Annotated in this window: 18 protein-coding genes and 2 pseudogenes; 2 read left to right on the forward strand and 18 right to left on the reverse strand. The window is 63.1% G+C overall.

What is annotated here, in order from left to right:
• Positions 1 to 44: 44 nt before the first annotated feature.
• Positions 45 to 176 (reverse strand): annotated as a pseudogene (locus tag CCR94_RS21700) (DNA-binding response regulator); the annotation flags it as partial.
• Between the two features lie 312 nt (positions 177 to 488).
• Here CCR94_RS21700 and CCR94_RS21705 point away from each other — a divergent pair.
• On the forward strand, positions 489 to 2,687 hold the full coding sequence (locus CCR94_RS21705) for a TonB-dependent siderophore receptor (protein ID WP_104510261.1): 2,199 nt from the start codon (positions 489 to 491) through the stop codon (positions 2,685 to 2,687).
• Between the two features lie 279 nt (positions 2,688 to 2,966).
• On the opposite strand, the gene CCR94_RS25550 is transcribed toward CCR94_RS21705, so the two are convergent.
• The 10 genes from CCR94_RS25550 to CCR94_RS21755 all read right to left on the reverse strand — a co-directional run bounded on the left by CCR94_RS25550 (position 2,967) and on the right by CCR94_RS21755 (position 11,816).
• Entirely contained in the window at positions 2,967 to 3,146 is a 180-nt protein-coding gene (locus CCR94_RS25550) for a hypothetical protein (protein WP_184421721.1), read from the reverse strand.
• Between the two features lie 271 nt (positions 3,147 to 3,417).
• Positions 3,418 to 4,251, reverse strand: coding sequence for an ABC transporter ATP-binding protein (locus CCR94_RS21715; protein WP_104510329.1), 834 nt, complete (start codon positions 4,249 to 4,251; stop codon positions 3,418 to 3,420).
• A complete protein-coding gene (locus CCR94_RS21720; protein ID WP_244594175.1) occupies positions 4,248 to 5,252 on the reverse strand; it encodes a FecCD family ABC transporter permease in 1,005 nt (334 codons plus the stop codon). Before CCR94_RS21720 ends, CCR94_RS21715 begins: the two co-directional genes overlap by 4 nt.
• Before the next feature lie 62 nt (positions 5,253 to 5,314).
• The gene (locus CCR94_RS21725; protein WP_158254870.1) at positions 5,315 to 6,382 is read right to left on the reverse strand and encodes an ABC transporter substrate-binding protein; all 1,068 of its coding nucleotides are present in this window, start codon (positions 6,380 to 6,382) and stop codon (positions 5,315 to 5,317) included.
• On the reverse strand, positions 6,379 to 7,023 hold the full coding sequence (locus tag CCR94_RS21730) for a class I SAM-dependent methyltransferase (protein WP_104510267.1): 645 nt from the start codon (positions 7,021 to 7,023) through the stop codon (positions 6,379 to 6,381). Before CCR94_RS21730 ends, CCR94_RS21725 begins: the two co-directional genes overlap by 4 nt.
• 3 nt (positions 7,024 to 7,026) lie before the next feature.
• A complete protein-coding gene (locus CCR94_RS21735; RefSeq protein WP_104510270.1) occupies positions 7,027 to 7,281 on the reverse strand; it encodes a hypothetical protein in 255 nt (84 codons plus the stop codon).
• Between the two features lie 191 nt (positions 7,282 to 7,472).
• A complete protein-coding gene (locus tag CCR94_RS21740; RefSeq protein WP_158254871.1) occupies positions 7,473 to 9,479 on the reverse strand; it encodes a TonB-dependent receptor in 2,007 nt (668 codons plus the stop codon).
• Positions 9,480 to 9,945: 466 nt separating this feature from the next.
• Positions 9,946 to 10,722 (reverse strand): energy transducer TonB, encoded by a 777-nt coding sequence (locus CCR94_RS21745; RefSeq protein WP_104510276.1) that lies wholly within the window; start codon positions 10,720 to 10,722, stop codon positions 9,946 to 9,948.
• Positions 10,719 to 11,210, reverse strand: coding sequence for an ExbD/TolR family protein (locus tag CCR94_RS21750; RefSeq protein WP_104510278.1), 492 nt, complete (start codon positions 11,208 to 11,210; stop codon positions 10,719 to 10,721). The genes CCR94_RS21745 and CCR94_RS21750 overlap by 4 nt, the downstream gene beginning before the upstream one ends.
• A gap of 9 nt (positions 11,211 to 11,219) precedes the next feature.
• Positions 11,220 to 11,816 (reverse strand): MotA/TolQ/ExbB proton channel family protein, encoded by a 597-nt coding sequence (locus tag CCR94_RS21755; RefSeq protein ID WP_104510281.1) that lies wholly within the window; start codon positions 11,814 to 11,816, stop codon positions 11,220 to 11,222.
• A gap of 872 nt (positions 11,817 to 12,688) precedes the next feature.
• Here CCR94_RS21755 and CCR94_RS21765 point away from each other — a divergent pair.
• The gene (locus tag CCR94_RS21765) at positions 12,689 to 13,576 is read left to right on the forward strand and encodes a helix-turn-helix transcriptional regulator (RefSeq protein WP_104510287.1); all 888 of its coding nucleotides are present in this window, start codon (positions 12,689 to 12,691) and stop codon (positions 13,574 to 13,576) included.
• A gap of 76 nt (positions 13,577 to 13,652) precedes the next feature.
• Here the strand turns inward: CCR94_RS21765 and CCR94_RS21770 are convergent, their stop codons facing one another.
• The 7 genes and pseudogenes from CCR94_RS21770 to CCR94_RS21800 all read right to left on the reverse strand — a co-directional run bounded on the left by CCR94_RS21770 (position 13,653) and on the right by CCR94_RS21800 (position 18,622).
• Positions 13,653 to 14,474, reverse strand: a complete 822-nt coding sequence (locus CCR94_RS21770) for an amino acid kinase family protein (RefSeq protein ID WP_104510290.1) — start codon at positions 14,472 to 14,474, stop codon at positions 13,653 to 13,655.
• 11 nt (positions 14,475 to 14,485) lie between these two features.
• Positions 14,486 to 15,298, reverse strand: coding sequence for an amino acid kinase family protein (locus CCR94_RS21775; protein WP_104510332.1), 813 nt, complete (start codon positions 15,296 to 15,298; stop codon positions 14,486 to 14,488).
• Between the two features lie 198 nt (positions 15,299 to 15,496).
• Positions 15,497 to 15,805, reverse strand: coding sequence for a hypothetical protein (locus tag CCR94_RS21780; RefSeq protein ID WP_146090140.1), 309 nt, complete (start codon positions 15,803 to 15,805; stop codon positions 15,497 to 15,499).
• Between the two features lie 254 nt (positions 15,806 to 16,059).
• Positions 16,060 to 17,088: a cupin domain-containing protein gene (locus CCR94_RS26210; protein WP_244594177.1), complete on the reverse strand. Its 1,029-nt coding sequence runs from the start codon at positions 17,086 to 17,088 to the stop codon at positions 16,060 to 16,062.
• A gap of 54 nt (positions 17,089 to 17,142) precedes the next feature.
• Positions 17,143 to 18,054, reverse strand: a complete 912-nt coding sequence (locus CCR94_RS21790) for a hypothetical protein (RefSeq protein ID WP_338053013.1) — start codon at positions 18,052 to 18,054, stop codon at positions 17,143 to 17,145.
• 171 nt (positions 18,055 to 18,225) lie between these two features.
• Positions 18,226 to 18,312, reverse strand: a pseudogene (locus CCR94_RS21795) (DUF3309 family protein); the annotation flags it as partial.
• 121 nt (positions 18,313 to 18,433) lie between these two features.
• Positions 18,434 to 18,622, reverse strand: a complete 189-nt coding sequence (locus tag CCR94_RS21800; protein WP_104510297.1) for a CsbD family protein — start codon at positions 18,620 to 18,622, stop codon at positions 18,434 to 18,436.
• Between the last annotated feature and the right edge of the window lie 22 nt (positions 18,623 to 18,644).

Below are 18,644 nucleotides of genomic sequence, written 5' to 3' on the forward strand. Positions count from 1 at the left end.
CACCGCCCACACAACGGCTGCGCCGAGCGCCTCGCCCCGAGGAATCAGGCTGAAATGCTCTTGCCGGCGTCATACGTCTCCCGCGCCACGCGGCCCCAGACGGTTTCGATGTAATTGCCGCCATTGCTGGCGTTGGAGAGTTTTTTTCGCAATTTGCAGCTGAAGACGTCGATGATCCAGCAGTCGCCGCCAAGGCCGCATGATGTTCACTTTTTGTCCGTTTATTTGTATTGCGTGAACGTTCCATTAGATGAGGCCATATTGCACTGATCTTGTCGTGACCCCGAAGACGTCAGAACCACGCACAATTTGCACTTTTGCGCCCGTTCTGCTAACGGATTACTTCTGGTAAGGCTACGCTTCAGTTCGTGGGCCGACCTTCATGTCGCGTTTGGCGCGACCGACCGCAGCATGAGCTGCTTCCCCTGTATCCTGGGCTTCTAGCGCCGAATTCGGCGGCGGCGCCCGTTTCATCAGCTGGAGGCCTCATGCCCGCGCCTGTTTTCTCATCCGTTTTCCGCCTCGGCCTGGCGCGGGGCGTTTCGCTTTGCATGCTGATCGTCGCCACACCCGCCCTGGCCGAACCGATCGCGCTCCCCGACATCAATGTTTCCGCCGACCGTCCGTCGTCAGACTCGCGCGGAGCGCCGGCATCTCAAGGCTCCGCTGTTGCCAGCCAGGCGACGCCGGTCGCCGCGCAGGGGCAAAACGACTATCTGATCGACCAGGGCAAGGCCGGCGCGAAGTTCGACATCCCCAACAAGGAAGTGCCGCAGTCCATCGTCGAAATCCCACAAAAACTGCTGGTCGAGCAGAACGACATTTATCTCAACGACGCCTTGCGCAATGTCGCCAGCGTGCAGCCAACTTACAGTGACGTCTCGGGGGCGCCCATCTTCCGCATTCGCGGTTTTGTTGCGCGCAACATCTATCGCGACGGCCTGCGCGACGAAACGTTCGACCGTAGCGCCTGGCTCGGCGACATCGACCGCATCGAAGTCCTGAAAGGCCCGGCCTCCGTGCTCTACGGCGACGGCAGCCTTGGCGGCTCGATCAACTATGTCACAAAAAAGGCGCTGGGACCGGACAGCATCAAGGCCTTCGGCTGGTACGGCAATTTTGACACGGCCGGCGGCGGCTTCGACGTGACCCGCCGCGTCACCGATTCTACCGTGGCGCGCGTCATCGTCGATAAGACCTACAGCGACACCTATGTGCAGAACAATCCGGTGCGCCAGAGCCACGCCGCCCTGCTGACGCAGACGCAAGTGTCGGACGCCGCCACGCTTTCCACCCGCTTCGAGGACCGCGAGCGCAATTCGGGAGTGGACACGGGACTGCCGGTCTATGGAACCCTGCTCGGGACCAAGCTGTCGCTGCCGATCTGGGCCAATTACAACACCAACTGGTCGCGGCGCACCGACATCGGCCGCTCCGGCGCGGTGGATCTCGACTACCGCATCAACAACGACTGGACCTTTCACAGCGGGGCGGCCGTCAATTATTACTGGTTCAACCAGGGTCTCTCCGTGATCAGCGGTTATACCGCCAACAACACCAAGTTGACGCGCACCTTCCAGATCGCCTCGTCGGAAACCTGGCAGGGCACGCAGGACAGCTATCTCCAGAACAAGGGAACGTTGTTCGGTCTGCCCAATCTTTTCCTGGTCGGGACGGAGTTGAGCTACAGCCATGTAACCCGTCCACAATCGACCAGCGGCTCCTTCAGCTTCCCGGTGAGGCTCTATGGCGACACCACGGCGGGCCCCGGCTACAATGCCTCGTCCAATCTGACGTTCAAGCAATATCGCGAAGGCCATTACGTTCAGGACCAGATCGAGTTGCTGCCCGGCCTCAAGGCGATCGGCGGCGTCCGCTACGATCTGGTCAGCCGCGACAGCGCCGATACGGTCACCGCCGTCTATCAGAGCCAACGCAATGATGCGCTCAGCGAGCGCGCCGGCCTCACCTATGAATTCATCCCCGGCTATGTCGCCTATGGCGGTTATTCCCATTCCTTCGCGCCGCCCGGCAGCACGGTTTCGCTCGGCGCGGTCAAGGGCCAGTTGCTGCCGCCGGAAATCGGCGACAATGTGGAAGCCGGCGTCAAGGCGGATTTGAACAATTGGCTGACCGCCACCGCCGCCGTGTTTCGCCTCGACCGCCGCAATGTCGTGAGCGCCGACCCGGTGTCGGGCTACGCCACGACGACCGGCGAACAGCTCAGCCAGGGCTTTGAACTCGACGCGAGCGTGAAACTGGCGCCTGGATGGAACCTGTCGCTGTCCTACGCCTATGACGACGCCCGGGTGAAGAAGGACACCACTTATCGCGTCGGCGCGCCGGTCGACAATGCGCCGAAGAACGCCGCGCATCTGTGGTCGTCTTACGAATTCCAGTCCGGCGATTTCAAGGGCCTGTCGTTTGGCGGCGGCGTCACCTATGTCGGCGACCGCGCCGGCGTGCTGGTCAAGGCGGCGACGCCCAATGTGAACTATGTGCTGCCGGAATACGCCACCTTCGACCTGATGGCGGCCTACAAATATGAAAACCTGAAATTCAGCATCAACGCGACCAATGTGTTCGACAAGCGCTATTATCTCGCCAGCGCGTCGAGCACCGCGATCACCACGGTCTATATGGGTCAGCCGGCCACCGTGCTGGCGCGGGTCGATGTCGAATATTGAACGGCCTTGGGGCGGCGCGAGGCTCCCGCTCGCCACCGCCCCGGCCGTCGGCGCGGAGACCGACCAGCGCGGCAAACCCTTGCCGCCCGGCCTGCCGGCGCGCAGCGCCGTGATGGGGCATCGCAGAATCTCCCATAAAACGCACTCTAAGCCGATAGTTTCGTAATATCACATCGTTGCATAAACGGTCGTGTGGGCGAAAGTTTACCCCGCGATTGAAAAATCAGGCGATTTTTGTTGCGCGATTTATTTGTCCAACCCGATTGGCTGGCAACAGGATCATCGCGGACGCTGATCGGAGGCCATTTCGATATCGAATATCATGGCATCGCTGCTGATCGCTGCGTCGTCCGTTCTCGGCTCCGGACGTGGCGCCTGCATCGGTGGTGGATTAGGCTTGAGGCGCAATCGTTCGACCGGTTTTCTTTGCAGAAGATGCTCGGCGACAATTTCGTCCAAGTCCGCCTCTGTCTGGTATTTGTACCAGATACCCTCGGGGTATATGACCAACACTGGGCCAATGTTGCAACATTCCGGAGACAGGCAACCGGCCGCGTTTACCCGCAATCCGGCGATCCCAATCTCCTTGGCCTTGGTCCGAAGATAGGTCAGGAGCCGTTCCGCATCTGAAGCGCCACAGCATCGGCGTGCGCTTTCTCCAGGCCGGACGAAGGTGCATACAAATATATGTACATCGTAGTATGAATCCGGGCGTGTCGCGGTCATGGACTTACCTGCGCGGCTGGCGAGTCAAAGAATGGGATGAGGTCGTCCGTCCCAAGGCCAGGCAAAGGCGCGCCTTGGCGCCATTCGCCAGACTCGCCTCGACGAAACCGGCGTCAACTTCGTAGGTTTCTTTCAGGTAATCAGCGTTCACCATGTCGCCGGGCAATCCGACCGAAAAACGGCCCCCACGGTCGACGGATGCGACATGCGTGGCGTAGCGGAGGGCATGGTTGGGGTCGTGGGTGGTCATCAGGACCGCCATCCCGGACTGATGAACCAATTGCGAGACATGATCGAGGATGCGGGCCTGATTGCCGAAATCCAGCGCCGAGGTTGGTTCGTCCAACACCAGAATGCGAGGCTGTTGAACAAGAGCGCGCGCCAGCAGCATCAACTGGCGCTCTCCCCCGCTGATTTCCGTACAGGCGCGATAGGCCAGATGCGCGATCCCCAGCGAGTCCATCACCTCTTCCGCGATGAGGACGTCATCGCGGCCAGGCGACGACAGGGGGCCGAGATGGGCGGTTCGCCCCATGGCCACGACGAGGCCGACCTCGAACGGAAACGGCGGCGTATGGGCCTGCGGGACATAGCCCACCGCCCTGGCGATCATTCGCCGCGACCAGCCCGCGATATCCTCGCCATCGACCAGGGTTCGGCCGCCAAGGGACGGCATGAGGCGCAGCACGGTCTTGAACAGCGTCGTCTTGCCGACGCCGTTGGGTCCGAGCAGGCACAAAAACTCCCCGCCCGACAGGGTGAAGTCGACATCGTGCACGACGACGCGCCCGCCATAGCCGCAACTCAGTCCCTGGACAGCCAGATGCGGGGGCGTCATGCCCATGCCTTTCGGGTGTGCGACAGCAGAGATATGAACACCGGCGCCCCGAGCAGCGAGGTCAGGATGCCCAGCGGAATTTCCTGCGACAGCAGCGAACGGGCGATGTCGTCCACCAGCAGCAGGTAGCAACCGCCCATGACCGCGCACACCGGGATCAGCGCCCGATTGTCCGATCCCACGACGAGCCGGCCGAGATAGGGCACCACCAGTCCGACGAGGCCGATGAGCCCGCCGATCGCCACGGCCACCGCCGTCATCAGTGTCGCGCAGGCGATCACCATCAGGCGCAATCGGCCAACGTCGATCCCCAGGGTCATCGCCTCTTCGTCTCCGAAGGCGAGTACATTCAGGCGCCAGGACATCGCGACAAGGCCGAGCAGACCCACGCCGATCGGCGCCAGGGCGAAATAGACGTCGGCGGCATGCACGGAAGCCAGGCTGCCCATCAACCAGAACACGATCGTGGGGAGGGTGTTGTCCGGGTCCGCGACCAGCTTCATCAGCGCGATTAAAGCGGCGAACACGGTCCCGACGATGACGCCGGCGAGGATCATCGTCAGCGGAGTGTCGCCGCCGGATCGCCAACCGATCAGACAGGTCGCGCCGACGGCGAGCAGACCGAAGCCGAACGCCATGGCCGGGACGCCGAGCGGCGGGAACGCCAGCAAGATGGCCAGGGCGGCGCCCGCTCCGGCGCCAGCGCTCACGCCCAGAATGTCGGGCGAGACCATGGGGTTGCGGAACATGCTTTGATAGGCTGCGCCCGAGGCCGCCAGCGCGGCGCCGACTTCCAGCGCGGCGACGATTCTCGGCAGGCGCACGTTCATGACGATGGTTTCGAGTTGCAGGCTCCAATCCGCATGAACCGGCGCGATTTTTGAGGCGAGGATCGCGAGCGCTGTCGCTGGCGCAACCGGATAGCGCCCGACCATGAAAGACGCCAGCGCGCAGAGCGCAAGCGCGAGGGTCAGCGCCGCGATCCGATACGGCGTTTTCAATGCGCGAGGGCGAGCGGCGCCACATCGCGCCCCGCCGTCTCTGGTCGGCGCCGCCGTCGTCATCATCGATCTCCTGCGGGCGAAGGGTCCGGCGGCTCCGCGTTCAGAATGTGGCGGATGTCGGCGTCGCCGAGCGCGACCTTGAAGAAGGCGGCGTGGAAGGCCCTGGTTTCCGCGACCATGTCGATGTCGCCGAACAGTTCGGGATGGATGATCGTCGCCGCCCAGAGAACCTGAATCGCCTCTTCCGCGCTTCGAACGCCCCAAGAGTATGCGCTCTTGGGATTGACGTGGACGCGGCCTTCGCGGACAGCCGCGATCGAACGCCAGCTGGCGTCGGAGAGAATCTCATCGCGCACCGTCGGCGTCAGGGTGACGATGACCTCGGGATCGGCGGCGATGACATCTTCCATCGACACTTTGCCCGACATGCCGTTGACGCCCGCCGCCTCTGCGACATTGCGACCGCCGGCGAGCTCGATCCATGAACTGACCAGCGTGTTCTTGCCTTCGGTCGCAAGCGCGGCGCCGCCAGCGTAATAGACGCGCGTGCGCCGTTCGGGCGAAATCGTCCCGACTCGCGCGGAAACCTTTGCGATATTGGCGCGATAATAGGCGCAAAAGCGCGCGGCGGCCTCGCGCTCGGCCGGGCCGAGCACGTCGGCGGCGATGCTGACGGCGCGCATCAGTTCTTCCGCATTGCGCCGCTCCAGAACGACCGTCGGAATGCCGGCGCGTTCGATCTTGTCGATGCTGGCCATGCCGGACAGCAGGATGGCGACCTGCGGCTGTCGCGCGGTCAAATCCTCGATATTGATGTCATTCGAGGATATTGGGGTCGGGAGTTGACGAATGCGGGGATAGAATTTGGCGAACCAGGGATTCTTGGTGATGGTGGTGGACGTCGCCACCAGCTTGTCCTGCGCGCCCAGCAACAAGAACCATGCGTCGACGGCGCCGCCGGTGCCGATCGCCCGGGTGACTTGCGCGGGAATGGCGACGGGACGGTCGCGCATGTCGGTGACAATGCGCTCGTCGGCGGACGCCGTCGCGACGCACGCCAGCAGCGGCAGGACGATGAACGCGGTCGTCAGTCGCCGCCACAAGCGGGAGTCATGAAGGCCCTTCATAGCGGCTTCTCGCCGAACAGAGCGAAGCGACAATGATCCTGGCGCGCGCCAAACGGCAGATCGACGAAAAACTCGCCGTCCGAACCAATGATCCGGACTTCGGCGGTCAAACCCAGCGCGGCCGGCATCTGGAGATCGGCTTGCGGACGCGGGCTGGCCTGCAAGGGCAAGCGATCCGCGATGCCTGCGGCGCGGTAGGCGTCCATGGACGGGCTGGCGCGCTCGTCCGCCGAGGAGGTCTTGGCGGCGCAATGAAAATCGCCGTCGATGATCACCATTTTGCCGCCAGGAGCCAGCACGCGCGTCCATTCAAAAAGGGCTCTCTCGGGATCGGGACGCGTCCAGAGCAGATGGCGATTGACCACGACGTCGAAACTGGCGTCGGGGAACGGATGCGCCTCGGCGTCTCCGATCAGAAACGTAGCGGTCAGGCTCCGCGCCGCCGCCTTGGCGCGCGCCTGCGCTAACATGTCCTCCGCGATATCCGCGCCGGTGACCTGATGGCCCATGGCCGCCAGCAGTAGGGAGGCCCATTCCGCCCGCTCGGTCTCCATCTCGATGGTGTGGTGGGCGGAGGCGTCATAAGCCGCCGCGCGCTGGTTCCAGTGGTCGCGTATGACCGTCTTGATCTCGTCGAGCATGTTTCACCCCCTCTCGCCGGCGGACTGGTCGATCGCCTGTTCCGCGATTTCGATCTTGCGCATCAGGCCATGCTGGAACGCCTCGCCGATGTTCTGCTGGCCGAAGCAGCAGGAGCGCACGGCGGGCGGCGCGGTGAAGCGCAGCCGCCCGCGCGTGAGCGGCGCGTCATCGGGCGCCTCCCGCCAGAGTTGTCCGACTTCCCAGCAGCCCTGGCTGGCGGCGCCGTCGGCGAACAGGATGCGGGCGCGGCCGTTCACTTGCCTGATCCGATATCCGCATGGCCCTGGGGAGGCGGTAATTGGTTGACGACGAAAACCCCCTGCGCAACCGGGCCCGGCAGGAAGCTGGTCCCGGTTGCGCACGAATCGGCCGTCGTAGCTTCATCTGACATCTGGCTTGGTCTCCGATCGTTCCGAGTCGCCGCGCCGGCGCCTTGCATTCGCGGGGCTCAGAACTTCATCGACGCCGAGAACGCGAAGGTCCGGGGCGCGCCCAACGCCAGGGACGAGCTTGAGACCGTCCAGTAGTTGGTGTTGGTGATGTTCTGTACGTTGAAGCGGAAGGTGGTGTCGTAGCCTTCGATCCTGGTCGCATAGCGCAGGCCCAAGTCGCCGGTCGTCACCGCAGGGACCGATAGCGTGTTAGCGGCGTTGGCGTAGACGGAGTCATTGTAGGAAACACCGCCGGTCAGCGTCAGCCCGGGCAATGGCAGCGCATATTCGCCATAGAGGCGGGCCATATGCTGTGGGACGCCGACGGGAACCTTGCCGTTGATCGAGGCGACGGTGACGTCGTCGACGCTCGCTTGCAGCACGGTGAAGCCGCCCGTCACAGTGAAATTCTCAGTCAGCTTTCCGGTGGCGACGAATTCGCCGCCGACATGGGTCTCGACGCCGCTTTGCACGTAGAGACTGGCGCTGTTGGTGAAGGCATAGGCTTGCTCGATGCGGAACAACGCCGCGTTGATGTCGACCATTCCGGCGGTCGCCTTCAATCCGCCCTCCACGCCGCGCGCGACATATGGCGCGAGCGTCACGTTCGGATTGGTCACGCCGGTCGAGGGCGAGGTTGGTCCCTTCTGGAGGGCTTCATTGTAGGAAACGTACAAGCTGACTTCCGGCAGCATCTTGTAGAGCAGAGCGACGCTCGGCGACACCCTGCTTTGCTGGTATTCGGGGATAGTCGTGTACGCGCCGGCCTTGGTCGCGCTGTACACATAGGCCTGATCGTTGATGCTGGCCCAGGTCAGTCCGCCGATCAGCGACCATTGATCGTTGAACGACACCTGATCGGCGATCGTGCCCGCGAACAGGTTGGCGCGGTCGGTGTCACGATTTGGATCTCCGACGGTGTCGGCGCTGGTGTCCGCCGGCCAGGCGAAGGGATGATAGAGGTTGTTGGTTCCCTTGTAGTTCACCGTGCCGTTGGCATAGGGATAGGCGTATCTGACGACGGAATATTCCTCATTGACGCCGACCGTCGCCTTGTGACGCCAATCCCAGGTGTCGAACTTGATGTCGAGATAGGCGTTGCCGTCGACGGCTTGTTTTCCGGCATGGTAATAGTTGCGCGACATCGTGAAGTCGCCGGCATTGTCGATGATCTTGTCGCTGGCGCGATGGCGGTACATGTCGATGTTCGAATAGGAGACGGCGCCACGCAATGTGACGGAATCGCTCAACTCCGAACTGATCCGCGTCGCCACGCGGTCATAGGCGTCGCGGGCGATGCTGTAGGTCGGCATGTAATTCTTCGATGCGCTCGGCGCCTTGGGAATGGCGGTGACATTCGAACCGATGGTGAAAATATTGTCGCCGCCGGCGACGTTGATGTAGAAATGCTCGAAGTCCAGAGACCAGATGGTCCCGGGGCTGATATGCCAGTCGAGCGCGCCGCTGGCGAGGTAGCGTTCGTGGCTGTCGTCGTTGACGCCGACATCGCCTTTTCCGACGTAAAGCAGATTCAGCCGATAGGCGAAGCGACCCTCCTGGTCGAGCGGTCCCCCGAAATCGCCATGTACGTAGCCTTGCGCGCCGCCGTAATCGCCGACGGTCATGTTGGCGAAAGGCTCTGCTGTCGGACGCTTCTGGACATAGTTGATCACGCCGGCCGGGTTGGTGAACCCGAACAGGAGGGCGGACGGACCGTTCAGAACCTCGATCCGTTCCTTGTCTTCGAGCGGCGTGCGCGAATAGATGCGCAAGCCATCGATGAAGGACTGGTTGGTGTCGGTCGTGAACCCGCGAATGGTGAAAGCGGCGCCGCCTCCAACCATGTTGTTGCCGGAACCCGCGTAGACCGTCGGGTTGTATTTCACGGCCTCGGACGCCGTCTGCGCTTGCAGGTTTGTGATCAACTCCCGTGACGCGACATTGATCGAATAAGGCGTGTCCTTCAGCGACTTCGCCCCCAGCGCGCCGACCGAGGCGCTGGACGCGCGATAGCCATTTTCCACGCTACCCTCTTTGGCGGGCGAAGCTGCGCCACTCGGGTTGGAGACCGGCGAGACGGGCGCGGGCGACGGGAGGCGGTCCGCGGCCACGTCAACGTCCGGCAAGACCGTAGATTGAGAAAAGGCCGGAGCGGCGATTGAGAGAACGGACGTGGCGACGCCGCAGGCAAGGAACGCCTTGAAGACGCAGCGTGAGTTTCGGACAGACGCAAGCATGAGTGGTCCCAGGGAGTCCATGAGTGAAAATTTTGGAGGGGAGACGGCTCATGCCGCGATCGGTCGTCTTGGCGACGACATGATCCACGCACTCAAGATTACGGAATGCTTATGATCATAATTTTGTTATCATGAGCCTGACCGCATGGCAACATTGTTACTTTGGTTTGACTTAAATATGTAATCTTATTTTATCCCGTTAGCGACGCGCCGGAATTTACGCACCCTTCGCGCCGTGTCATTCCTCGTCCTTTCAGCGCATGTGAAAATTGATATTGGTGCTGGTCGAGAAGCGCCCGCCGGGCGGAGGCGGCGTCTGGAGCGAACTCATGATGGCGTGCGCGGCGCTGTCGAGAGCGCTGGAACCGGAGGACCGGATGACCGACTGGCTGATGACACGCCCCGACGGACCGATCGTGAAAGCCACGCCGACCGAGCCGGTCGCGCCCGAGGCCTGCGCCGCCGCCGGGTAAAATTTATGGCGGTTGAGTTGGGCGATCACCAGGCCGGCAAAATTGGCGGACGACAGGCCGGATTCGGCGCGCGCGCCTCCGGCCGCGCCGCGATGCGCTTCCTGCCGTGCTTCCTGCGCCTTGCGCTCCTCGCGCCGCCGCTGTTCTGCGAGTCGCTTCTTCCGTTGGATTTCGCGCAGTTCCGCCGGGCGCGGCTCGTCATCGTCCTCGACTTCAGGCTTCGGCTTGGAAATGGGTTTCGGTTTGGCGAGCGGCAAGGGGGGCGCGTCGGCCGTCGCCTGCCGAGGCGGCGGCGCCGTGAGTTCGGCGCTTTGCGCTGGCGGCGAAACGGGACTCTCAGCGGTTTCCTCCTGAGGTTTTATTTCCTCGCGCGGGGCTTGATCGACCGTTGCATCCCCCTCCGGGACCAGCGCGACCTCCATCGCATCGAGAGAGGGAGGCGGGTTGATGTTTGCTTGAGCCACGAGCAAAAGCCCGAAATGGGCTGCGACGACCAGCGCCAGGGTCGCCGGTCGCAACCAGGTGGGACGCAAATCCCAGTTGGCGGCGAGCCTCATTGGCTATTCCTCGGCGCGGTGTTCTTTGGCGCCTCCGCGGAAGACGCCGACCCCGCGTCAAACCCCTTGCGCGAATTGTCCGTGACGATGGCCAGATGGGTCATGCCATTATGCGCGAGGTCGTCCATGACGGAAACGATCTGGCCGAAGGCCGCATCCTTGTCGCCGCGAATGTGCACGACATGGGCGAGGTCGTCGCCAACCTTGAGTTTGACGCGATCCACCAGATCGGCGCGATCGACCTGTTCCGCGCCGAGGGCGACATGGCCGTCGCGATCAACCGCCACCACCACGGGCTCCTTCGGGTCGAGCGGTTTTGCCGCCTTCGCCTGTGGCAGATCGACTTTGACGCCCGTCGCCAGCAGCGGCGCCGTGACCATGAAAATAATCAGCAGAACCAGCATGACATCGACCAACGGCGTCACATTGATGTCGGCCTGCGCGCGAAAGAGGCCCGGCCTGCCATTCTGTAGAGGTGAGGAAAGCATGGTCGCTCCTCAGGCGCGGCAGAATTGGGCGGCGCGGTCGGCGGCGCGATGGACGAGTTTTTGCCCGATCGTCGAAAAGGCCGCGCCGAGTCGGTTATAAGCGATGGAAGCGGGAATGGCGGCGGCGAGGCCGTAGGCCGTGGCGGCGAGCGCCTCGGCTATGCCCGGCGCCACCACCGCGAGCGAGGTGTCTCGTGCGGCGGCGATGCCGACAAAGCTCGCCATGATGCCCCAGACCGTGCCGAACAGACCGATGAAGGGAGAAACCGAGGAAATCACCGCCAGATTGGACAAGCCGCCCTCCGCTTTCATCAACACTTCGACATGGGCTCGGGTGAGTTTTTCCGCGGTTCGGGCGCGGCGCTCAGAGACGCTTTCTCCTTGGATGTGGATTTTAGCTTCCTCGGCGCCTTGCGCATCGGCGTCCGCCAGCAGAAGCGTGTGCGGGTCGCGCACAGCTCTGGACAGCCGCGACAGGCCGAACAGGGCCTCGACGATCAGCATCCAGCACCAGATCGAGGCGAGCCCGAGAACGATCATCACCAATTTGCCGACGAGTCCGGCCTGGAAGAACAATGCGAGGGGCGAGAGTGACAGGGAGTCCATGATTTCTCCTCAATGGGACAAGACATCGCCGGCGCCCTCGGCCGGGGTTCCCAGCCGTGGCCCTGGCGGACAAAGGGGCCGTGGATGAGATGCAGGGCGGCGGTGATCGGGTGCGACGCGCCACCGCGCAAGGCTTGGTCCTTGGGGACTGCATGTCCATTTTTTCGGCGAATGACTGTACGCAGGCGCAGACATGGCGTCTCCGAATGAAGAGGAGTCGGAAACGTCGAAGTGACGCCAATGACTCAGGGTTTTTCGGGAAACGGCTCATGCCGCAGTCGGTCGCCTTGGAAAGCGACGTGATTCGCGCTTGAGGATCCCATGGGACGCGCGATCGATCACACCGCAGCAGGATCGGCGCCAAACCGCGGATCACGTTCGATACTCTGTTTTCCCGGGGCAATCCGCGTCAGGTGATCCGAGAGTGTACGAATATGTCATTTTTCAAGAATGGCGCGTTCAGGAACGAACGGCGCAGCCACGCACGTGTGGCGCGGATCCCGACGTTGGAGGCTTGCGCCTCATGGAAGCTGTGTCAGCGACTGGTTCACTTGCAGGGTGATCTCGCGCGCCGAGGCGGTCAATTCCGATGCGGAAGCAACAGTCTGGATTGGCGGCGGCCTGTTCGGCTGCGCCGGAGACCGCCTCGGCGTCACGCGAGGTCTCTTCCGCCGCCGCTGAAAGGTTTTTGCGGAATCCGCCACCTCACGGGAGGATCTTCCCGGCCTGCTTGGCGGGCGCCGAGGGCGCGCGGTCGGCAAAGGGAGCAGACCATTGTCCACCGCCATCAGAATACGGCAGGCGATCGCGTGGTGCAATTTCCTGCATTTCGTGTCATTTTTTCCGTCTCCGCGCAGATTCGCGAGACTTGAATGCCCGACTTTTACACGACCCGCGAATTGGCCGCCCTCTTGCGCGTCAAGGAGCGGAAGGTTTACGACCTCGCCGCTTCGGGCGAGATTCCGGTGCGGCGGGTCACCGGAAAGCTGCTGTTCCCGCGCGACGCGATCGGGCGATGGCTCGACACGAACGCGCCTTCGGCTCCGCCCGCCGCCACGCCTTCCCCATCCGAATCCGAGCGACCGCTGATCGCCGTCGGCGGCCATGATCCCCTGCTTGAATGGGCGCTGCGCGAATCGGGGTCAGGGATCGCCGGTTTCCTCGACGGCGCGGTCGACGGGCTGAAGCGGGCCGAAGCGGATCAATGCATTGTCGCCGGATTGCACATCCCGGAAGACGGTGGCTGGAACGTCGCAACGGTTGAAGCGAAATTCGCCCGGAAACCATGGGTCCTGATCGAATGGGCGCGGCGGCGGCGCGGCCTGATCCTGCGTCCGGGTCTTTTGCGCCGGCCGAAAGATCTCAAGGACGTCCGCGGGCTGAGGTTCCAGGCGCGGCAGGCGGCGTCGGGCAGCGAATTGGTGCTGGACCGGCTGCTCGCCGCCGAAAAGATGACGCGAGCCGACCTGCACACCATCGCAGCCGTCGAGCGTTCCGAAATGGATCTGGCGATGAGCCTGGCGCAGGGAAGCGCCGATGTCGGCCTCGGCATTGAAGCGGCGGCGCGCCAGTTCCAGCTCGACTTCGTTCCGTTGATCGAGGAACGGTTCGACCTGCTGGTTTGGCGTAAGGCGTATTTTGACCCGCCATTCCAGAAACTGCTCGCTGTGAGCCGTTCGGATCGATTTCTCGCCAGGGCCAATGCGCTCGGCGGCTATGACGTCTCGGCTTCAGGCGCCGTTCATATGAATGGCGCGTGAGCTTCGCGAGCCATGAGCCCGTACGATGAACCGGAGGGTCGCGTACGGGCTCCGGGCGAGCCGGAGGGCCGGCCGCTCAGGCGGGCTTGGCGCCGGTGTGGACGAGGGTGCCGACGTGCTCGCCGCGCAGGGCGGCGGTCAGGCGGCCGGGAACCAGGCCATTCACCACCTGCACGCGCTCGATCTGGCGCGCGGTCGCCATCACTTCCAGCAGCGCGCGGTCTATGGGCAGCGTTCCCGTCTGCTTCGCCAGTTCGGCGTAGCCGACATCCTTGTGCAGCTTGGCCTTGGCGCCCTCGGCGCCGTTCGGGTCGGCGTCAAACACACCGTCGACGTCCTCGACAATGGTGAGGCCGGCGGCGCCGAGCGCGTCGGCGACCAGGAAGGCGCCGGTGTCCGCCCGATGCGCGGGAATGCGCGCGCCGGGGAATTCGTGGTGGTGGTAGGGCGGGAAGGCGCTGCCCACCACTGCGCGGGCGGCGGCGAGATGGATCGCCAACTGGCTGGCGATGGTCGGGTGCTCGATGTAGGACACGCCCTCGGGCGCCAGCAGCGACGCAAGGATGTGGCCGTTCTGGCCGGCTTCGCTGGCGGCCAGCGGCGCGAGCGAGCCCACGGGCAGGCCGAGGTCGAGGCCGACGCTGTAGAGGTGGCGCGCGCGAACCCCCGCGCCGGTCAGGATCAAGAGCCGATGCTCCGGCAGCAGTTTGCGGATTTCCTCGACCAGCGGCAGGATCGCCTGGGCGCCGCGATCCATGATGCGGCCGCCGATTTTCACCACTTGCAGCCAGGGCAGCAGGCGGATGGGGCGCACCCCGGCGACGGGGCGGGTGAGTGTATTGTCTTGAAGCGTCTGGCGCGCGAGCGCGGAAGAGACGTGCTTGATGGCGTCGGTCATAACTTTGTCTCTCAATTCGCGGTGATGATGGTGCCGACATGCTCGCCGGCGAGCGCGCGGGTGAGATTGCCGGGGACGAGTCCGTTGACGACCTGGACCTCGCGCACATGGGTCGCGTTCTTGATGAGATCGAGAACCGGGAATTCCAGGATCGAATCCTGAAGGCCCTTGGCCTTCATCTCGTCCACCGAGATTTTCGGAATGAAGGTGGCGTTTTTGTCGGTCTTGGGATTGGCGGTGTAGAGGCCTTTCTCGTCCTTCACGAAGATCATGGCGCGGCAGCCGAATTGCTCGGCCAGCAGGTAGCAGCCGGCGTCGGTGCGGTAGGGCGGGATCACGCCCTCGGCGGCCGGGCGCATCCACAACTTGTAGGGCGGCATGCCGCTGAACACGACGGCGTTGACCTCGGCCAGATAGAGCGGAACCGCCGACAGACCGGCGCCATCGACCATGGAAATGCCGTGCTTGGCGAGCAATTGCCCGAGCATGGCCGCGTTCTGGTCGGCGACCGAGGCGCCGAGCTGCGCGAGCACGCCGGTCGGCAGGTTCAGCCCCGCCGCGATGGAATAGAGATGGCGGGCGCGGGTGCCGGCGCCGGTGCCGATCAGCATCTTGTGCGCCTTGCGCGCGGCGACGATCTCGTCGACCAGCGGATAGAGCGCGGCGCGGCCCCGGTCAATCACGCTCTGGCCGCCGATCTTGATCACGGCGGCGTCGGGCAGGATGCGGAAGTTCTCGGCGGCGGCGGCGGCTTCGAGCAGTTCGGGGTCGGTCAACGACCTGTGCATCAGAAGGGATTCGAGGTCTGCTGTGGTGTTGCTCATTGTGGCGCCTTTCATTGTGTTCCGTTCAAGTCGCGCTGTACTGAGCGCCATCGGTACAGATCACGACAGCTTCTCTCAATTCGCGAAATTCATGCATTTTTTCCGGGTTGCGGAGAGAACGACAGCCCAGACCGCCAATGCCGCTGTCGGCGTGCATCAAATTGCGAGAAAAGGTCCGATTGGAGACGCGTTGGACATCTAATTTGAAAAATCGTAGTCTCCGCCGAGAGCGGCTGCGGCGAGCTCGTCGAGGCGCCTTAAGTAGAACGGCCGGCAGCGGGGCCGCAGGCGACGTATTGCGCCCACCGCGTCTTTTGTCGCAGTCGCCAGGCCAGCGAGAAGCGCGACGCGCAAATGAAGCGGCGCTAAGGCGGTTGCGCCTTTGCTGATCGCGGGAGTTACACGCAACGCTTCGGCGTCAAATCCGGGAACGATCTCGTTGAGAAGCCAGCTCTTGCCATAGAGCCCCGACGACGCCTCCAGTTGGAGGCGGCGCAGGATCAGCAAGAGCCGCATCATCGCGACCGGGGATGCGAGCGAAGTTGGCTCACCCTTCAATCGCCGACTGAGGATGCCTTCTCCGACTTGGGCGTCGGCCCAATTCTTGAAAAAGGGGCATGTGAAAAGGCCTGGGGGCCGGACGCCGATCGGCGTCGTAAGGCGTTGATCTATTCGGTACGGGAGGGGTCACGCTGCCGCGCCGATGAACGGCCCGTCGATTCTAGCCGCGCCGGCGCTCCCGTTCTTGCAGATCTACTGGGTCACCCGTGTTGGTCGGGCGCATGTTTTGGCTGAACCGACCACGCCGCCGGCTCGTCGTCCTTGTCGGCTTCCGCCCCCGCCGCCGTCGCCTGAACCTTGTCGGGCGCGTGATGGGCGGGCGCGTAGATCGTATAGACCTGCATTGGCGTCGCGCCGGTATTGGTGATGTTGTGCCAGGTCCCCGCCGGAACGAGAACGCACCAGCCGTCCGAAACGTCCTTTTCAAAAGTCAGTTGGTCCTTCCCGGCTCCCATCTGGACGCGGCCGCTGCCAGCGTCAAGGCGCAGGAACTGATCGGTCTCCGGATGCGCTTCAAGACCAATGTCGCCGCCAACGGGGATCGACATCAGCGTCACCTGCAGATAGCGGCCGCTCCAGGCGACGGAGCGGTAATTTGAATTTTCCTTCGTCGCGCGTTCAATGTCGAACGATTGCGGCTGAGGCCCAATGTCCTTGATCCTGTCAGCAGCGCTGCCCATGAATGATCTCCTGAAGATTGCGGGCGATGCGCGTTCGCGCATTGGCCCCGGCAATTCGTTGCTCATTGCGATGACAATATCGCGTCGTCCGCCGACGGCGGGAAGGATCGGAAAACACCCAGTCAAAGCTGCGTTCAGAGGCGTGATATGCTTCGGGAATCCTAAATCAGCGCCTTGCCTTGGAGTGCTGGAAGACGCTTCGCGGTAAACTCGATGCCAGGGCGAGCCGCGCGGCGCCACAAGGGCGCGCGACCCGATCAAGGCGCTGTTCTGGTCGGCGGTGATCAACGGCGTCGTGGCGGCGCCGCTGATGGTCATCATCATGCTGATGGCGATGCGACGCGACGTGATGGGTCGCTTTGTGCTGCCGCGCGCTTTGTGGGCCATTTGGTGGCTGTGCGCTGGCGCAATGACGGTCGCGGCGGGAGTGATGTTTGCGACTTGGCGGTCTTGATCCATGCTTGGTCGACGCAACACCGAGACTTGATCAATTCCCGACGATAGGAGGGCGACATCGAGCGTCGCCCCGTGACGTCCTCCGGCCTTCATCAAGCCCTGCGGGGCGCATCCCCTTTTGCGCCTTGATCGATGGTTGCGGGCGTCTCACACGTCATCCCGCCGATGTCCGCCAAGCGCGGCTGCGGCGCTGGCCACGAAGGCGCCGATGATCAGCGACAGGACCATCAGAAGTGAAGTGGTGATCCCGACCTTACGGGCTTTGTCGGCTGTTTCCTTGGCCTTTGCTTTTGTCTGATCGATCTGAGCAATGACATTGTCGACGCGCTGTTGCGCATCATCGGCGGCCAGCCCGGTCCGAGCGGAAACGAGTTGCGCGAGGTAACTTCTGTCGGCAGCCGACACCGATCCGGAGGCGAAACTCACAACGAGAATCCTCGAAGCTTCCGGCGGGGGCTCGGTCACATTCTGGATGGCTGCAATCGCGCTTGAGGCAAACGGCGGGGCCGTCGGCGTGCGAAACATCAGGTCGACAAAATATTCGGTCGGCAAACCCGCTGCATTGGTCGCCCTGTCTTTTGCGGACAGGAGCGCGCCTTGGGCCGCTCCCGTCGCCAACGATGTCGCCGCGCCGGCGCCTCCCGCTATGATTGCCGACACGGACGAACTCAAAACTCCAGCAAACAGGACTGTAGCGAGAGCCCACATCACCAAGCCATGCGCCGTGTCACGGAAGAATACTTCATCCTTGTGAACGCCAGGCCATCCCGTTCTCAACCGGCCGGTGAGATATCCGCCCAGCGCGGAGGAAAGCCATTGAACGACAATCAGCCAGATTGCCGTCGATACGGCAAAGGTCGTCGCGCCGACGCCAGCGTTCGACCATGGCGAAACCATCGTGAGGCCCAGGCCGGACCCCATCAGCAACAAGATCAGGGATAATGCCGCCGCCACGATCGCGCCAGCAATTACAGCGCTCCAAGAGATCGCCGAAGCTGGCGCTTCGTCACGATCAGCCATCTCGCCTTCAGCGAGGCCGGTTATTTCCAAGATCGTCATCGTTACTCTCCCTATCGGTACAGAAGAGCGATGAGGATGATAATCGGAATTGGAACTCCCAGAAGCAAAAGCAAAATGCTACGTCCCATAATAGCCTCCTCTATCGGATCGCACACCACAATCAATGCGTGGGCTGGAATTCTTGAACGCGCGCCTCGCGCGCAAAGCGCGGCCGTAAAACTGGCCGCCGCCAAATCCGGTGAAACCGCCCAATAACGCGATCACCAGGATGATAAGAACAATGGTTCCAATCGACATTGTCGAACTTCTTATTTTGGGTTGGTCGCAACCGCTTATTGGCGCGCGACATCAACCGCTCCGCCACGCCGCGCCGCCGTCGGCGTTGTCAGGGCGGCGGCGTTGGGCGGAAGCCCAATGGCTATTTGGTCTTCCCCGTCTCCTTGATCGTGTCTTTCAAGCCGCCGATGGCATTCTGGATCTTGCCTTCGGTCTTTTCGGCTTTGCCTTGGGACTCCAGCTTGCTATCGCCGACCGCCGCGCCCGCCGCCTGCTTGACCCGACCCGTGATTTCCTTCGCCGATCCGGCGATCCGATCCTTGTCAACCATTCGAGCCTCCTGTTATTTGCCG

This window comes from Rhodoblastus sphagnicola, from assembly GCF_002937075.1.
In the GTDB taxonomy this organism is placed as follows: Bacteria; Pseudomonadota; Alphaproteobacteria; order Rhizobiales; family Beijerinckiaceae; genus Rhodoblastus; species Rhodoblastus sphagnicola.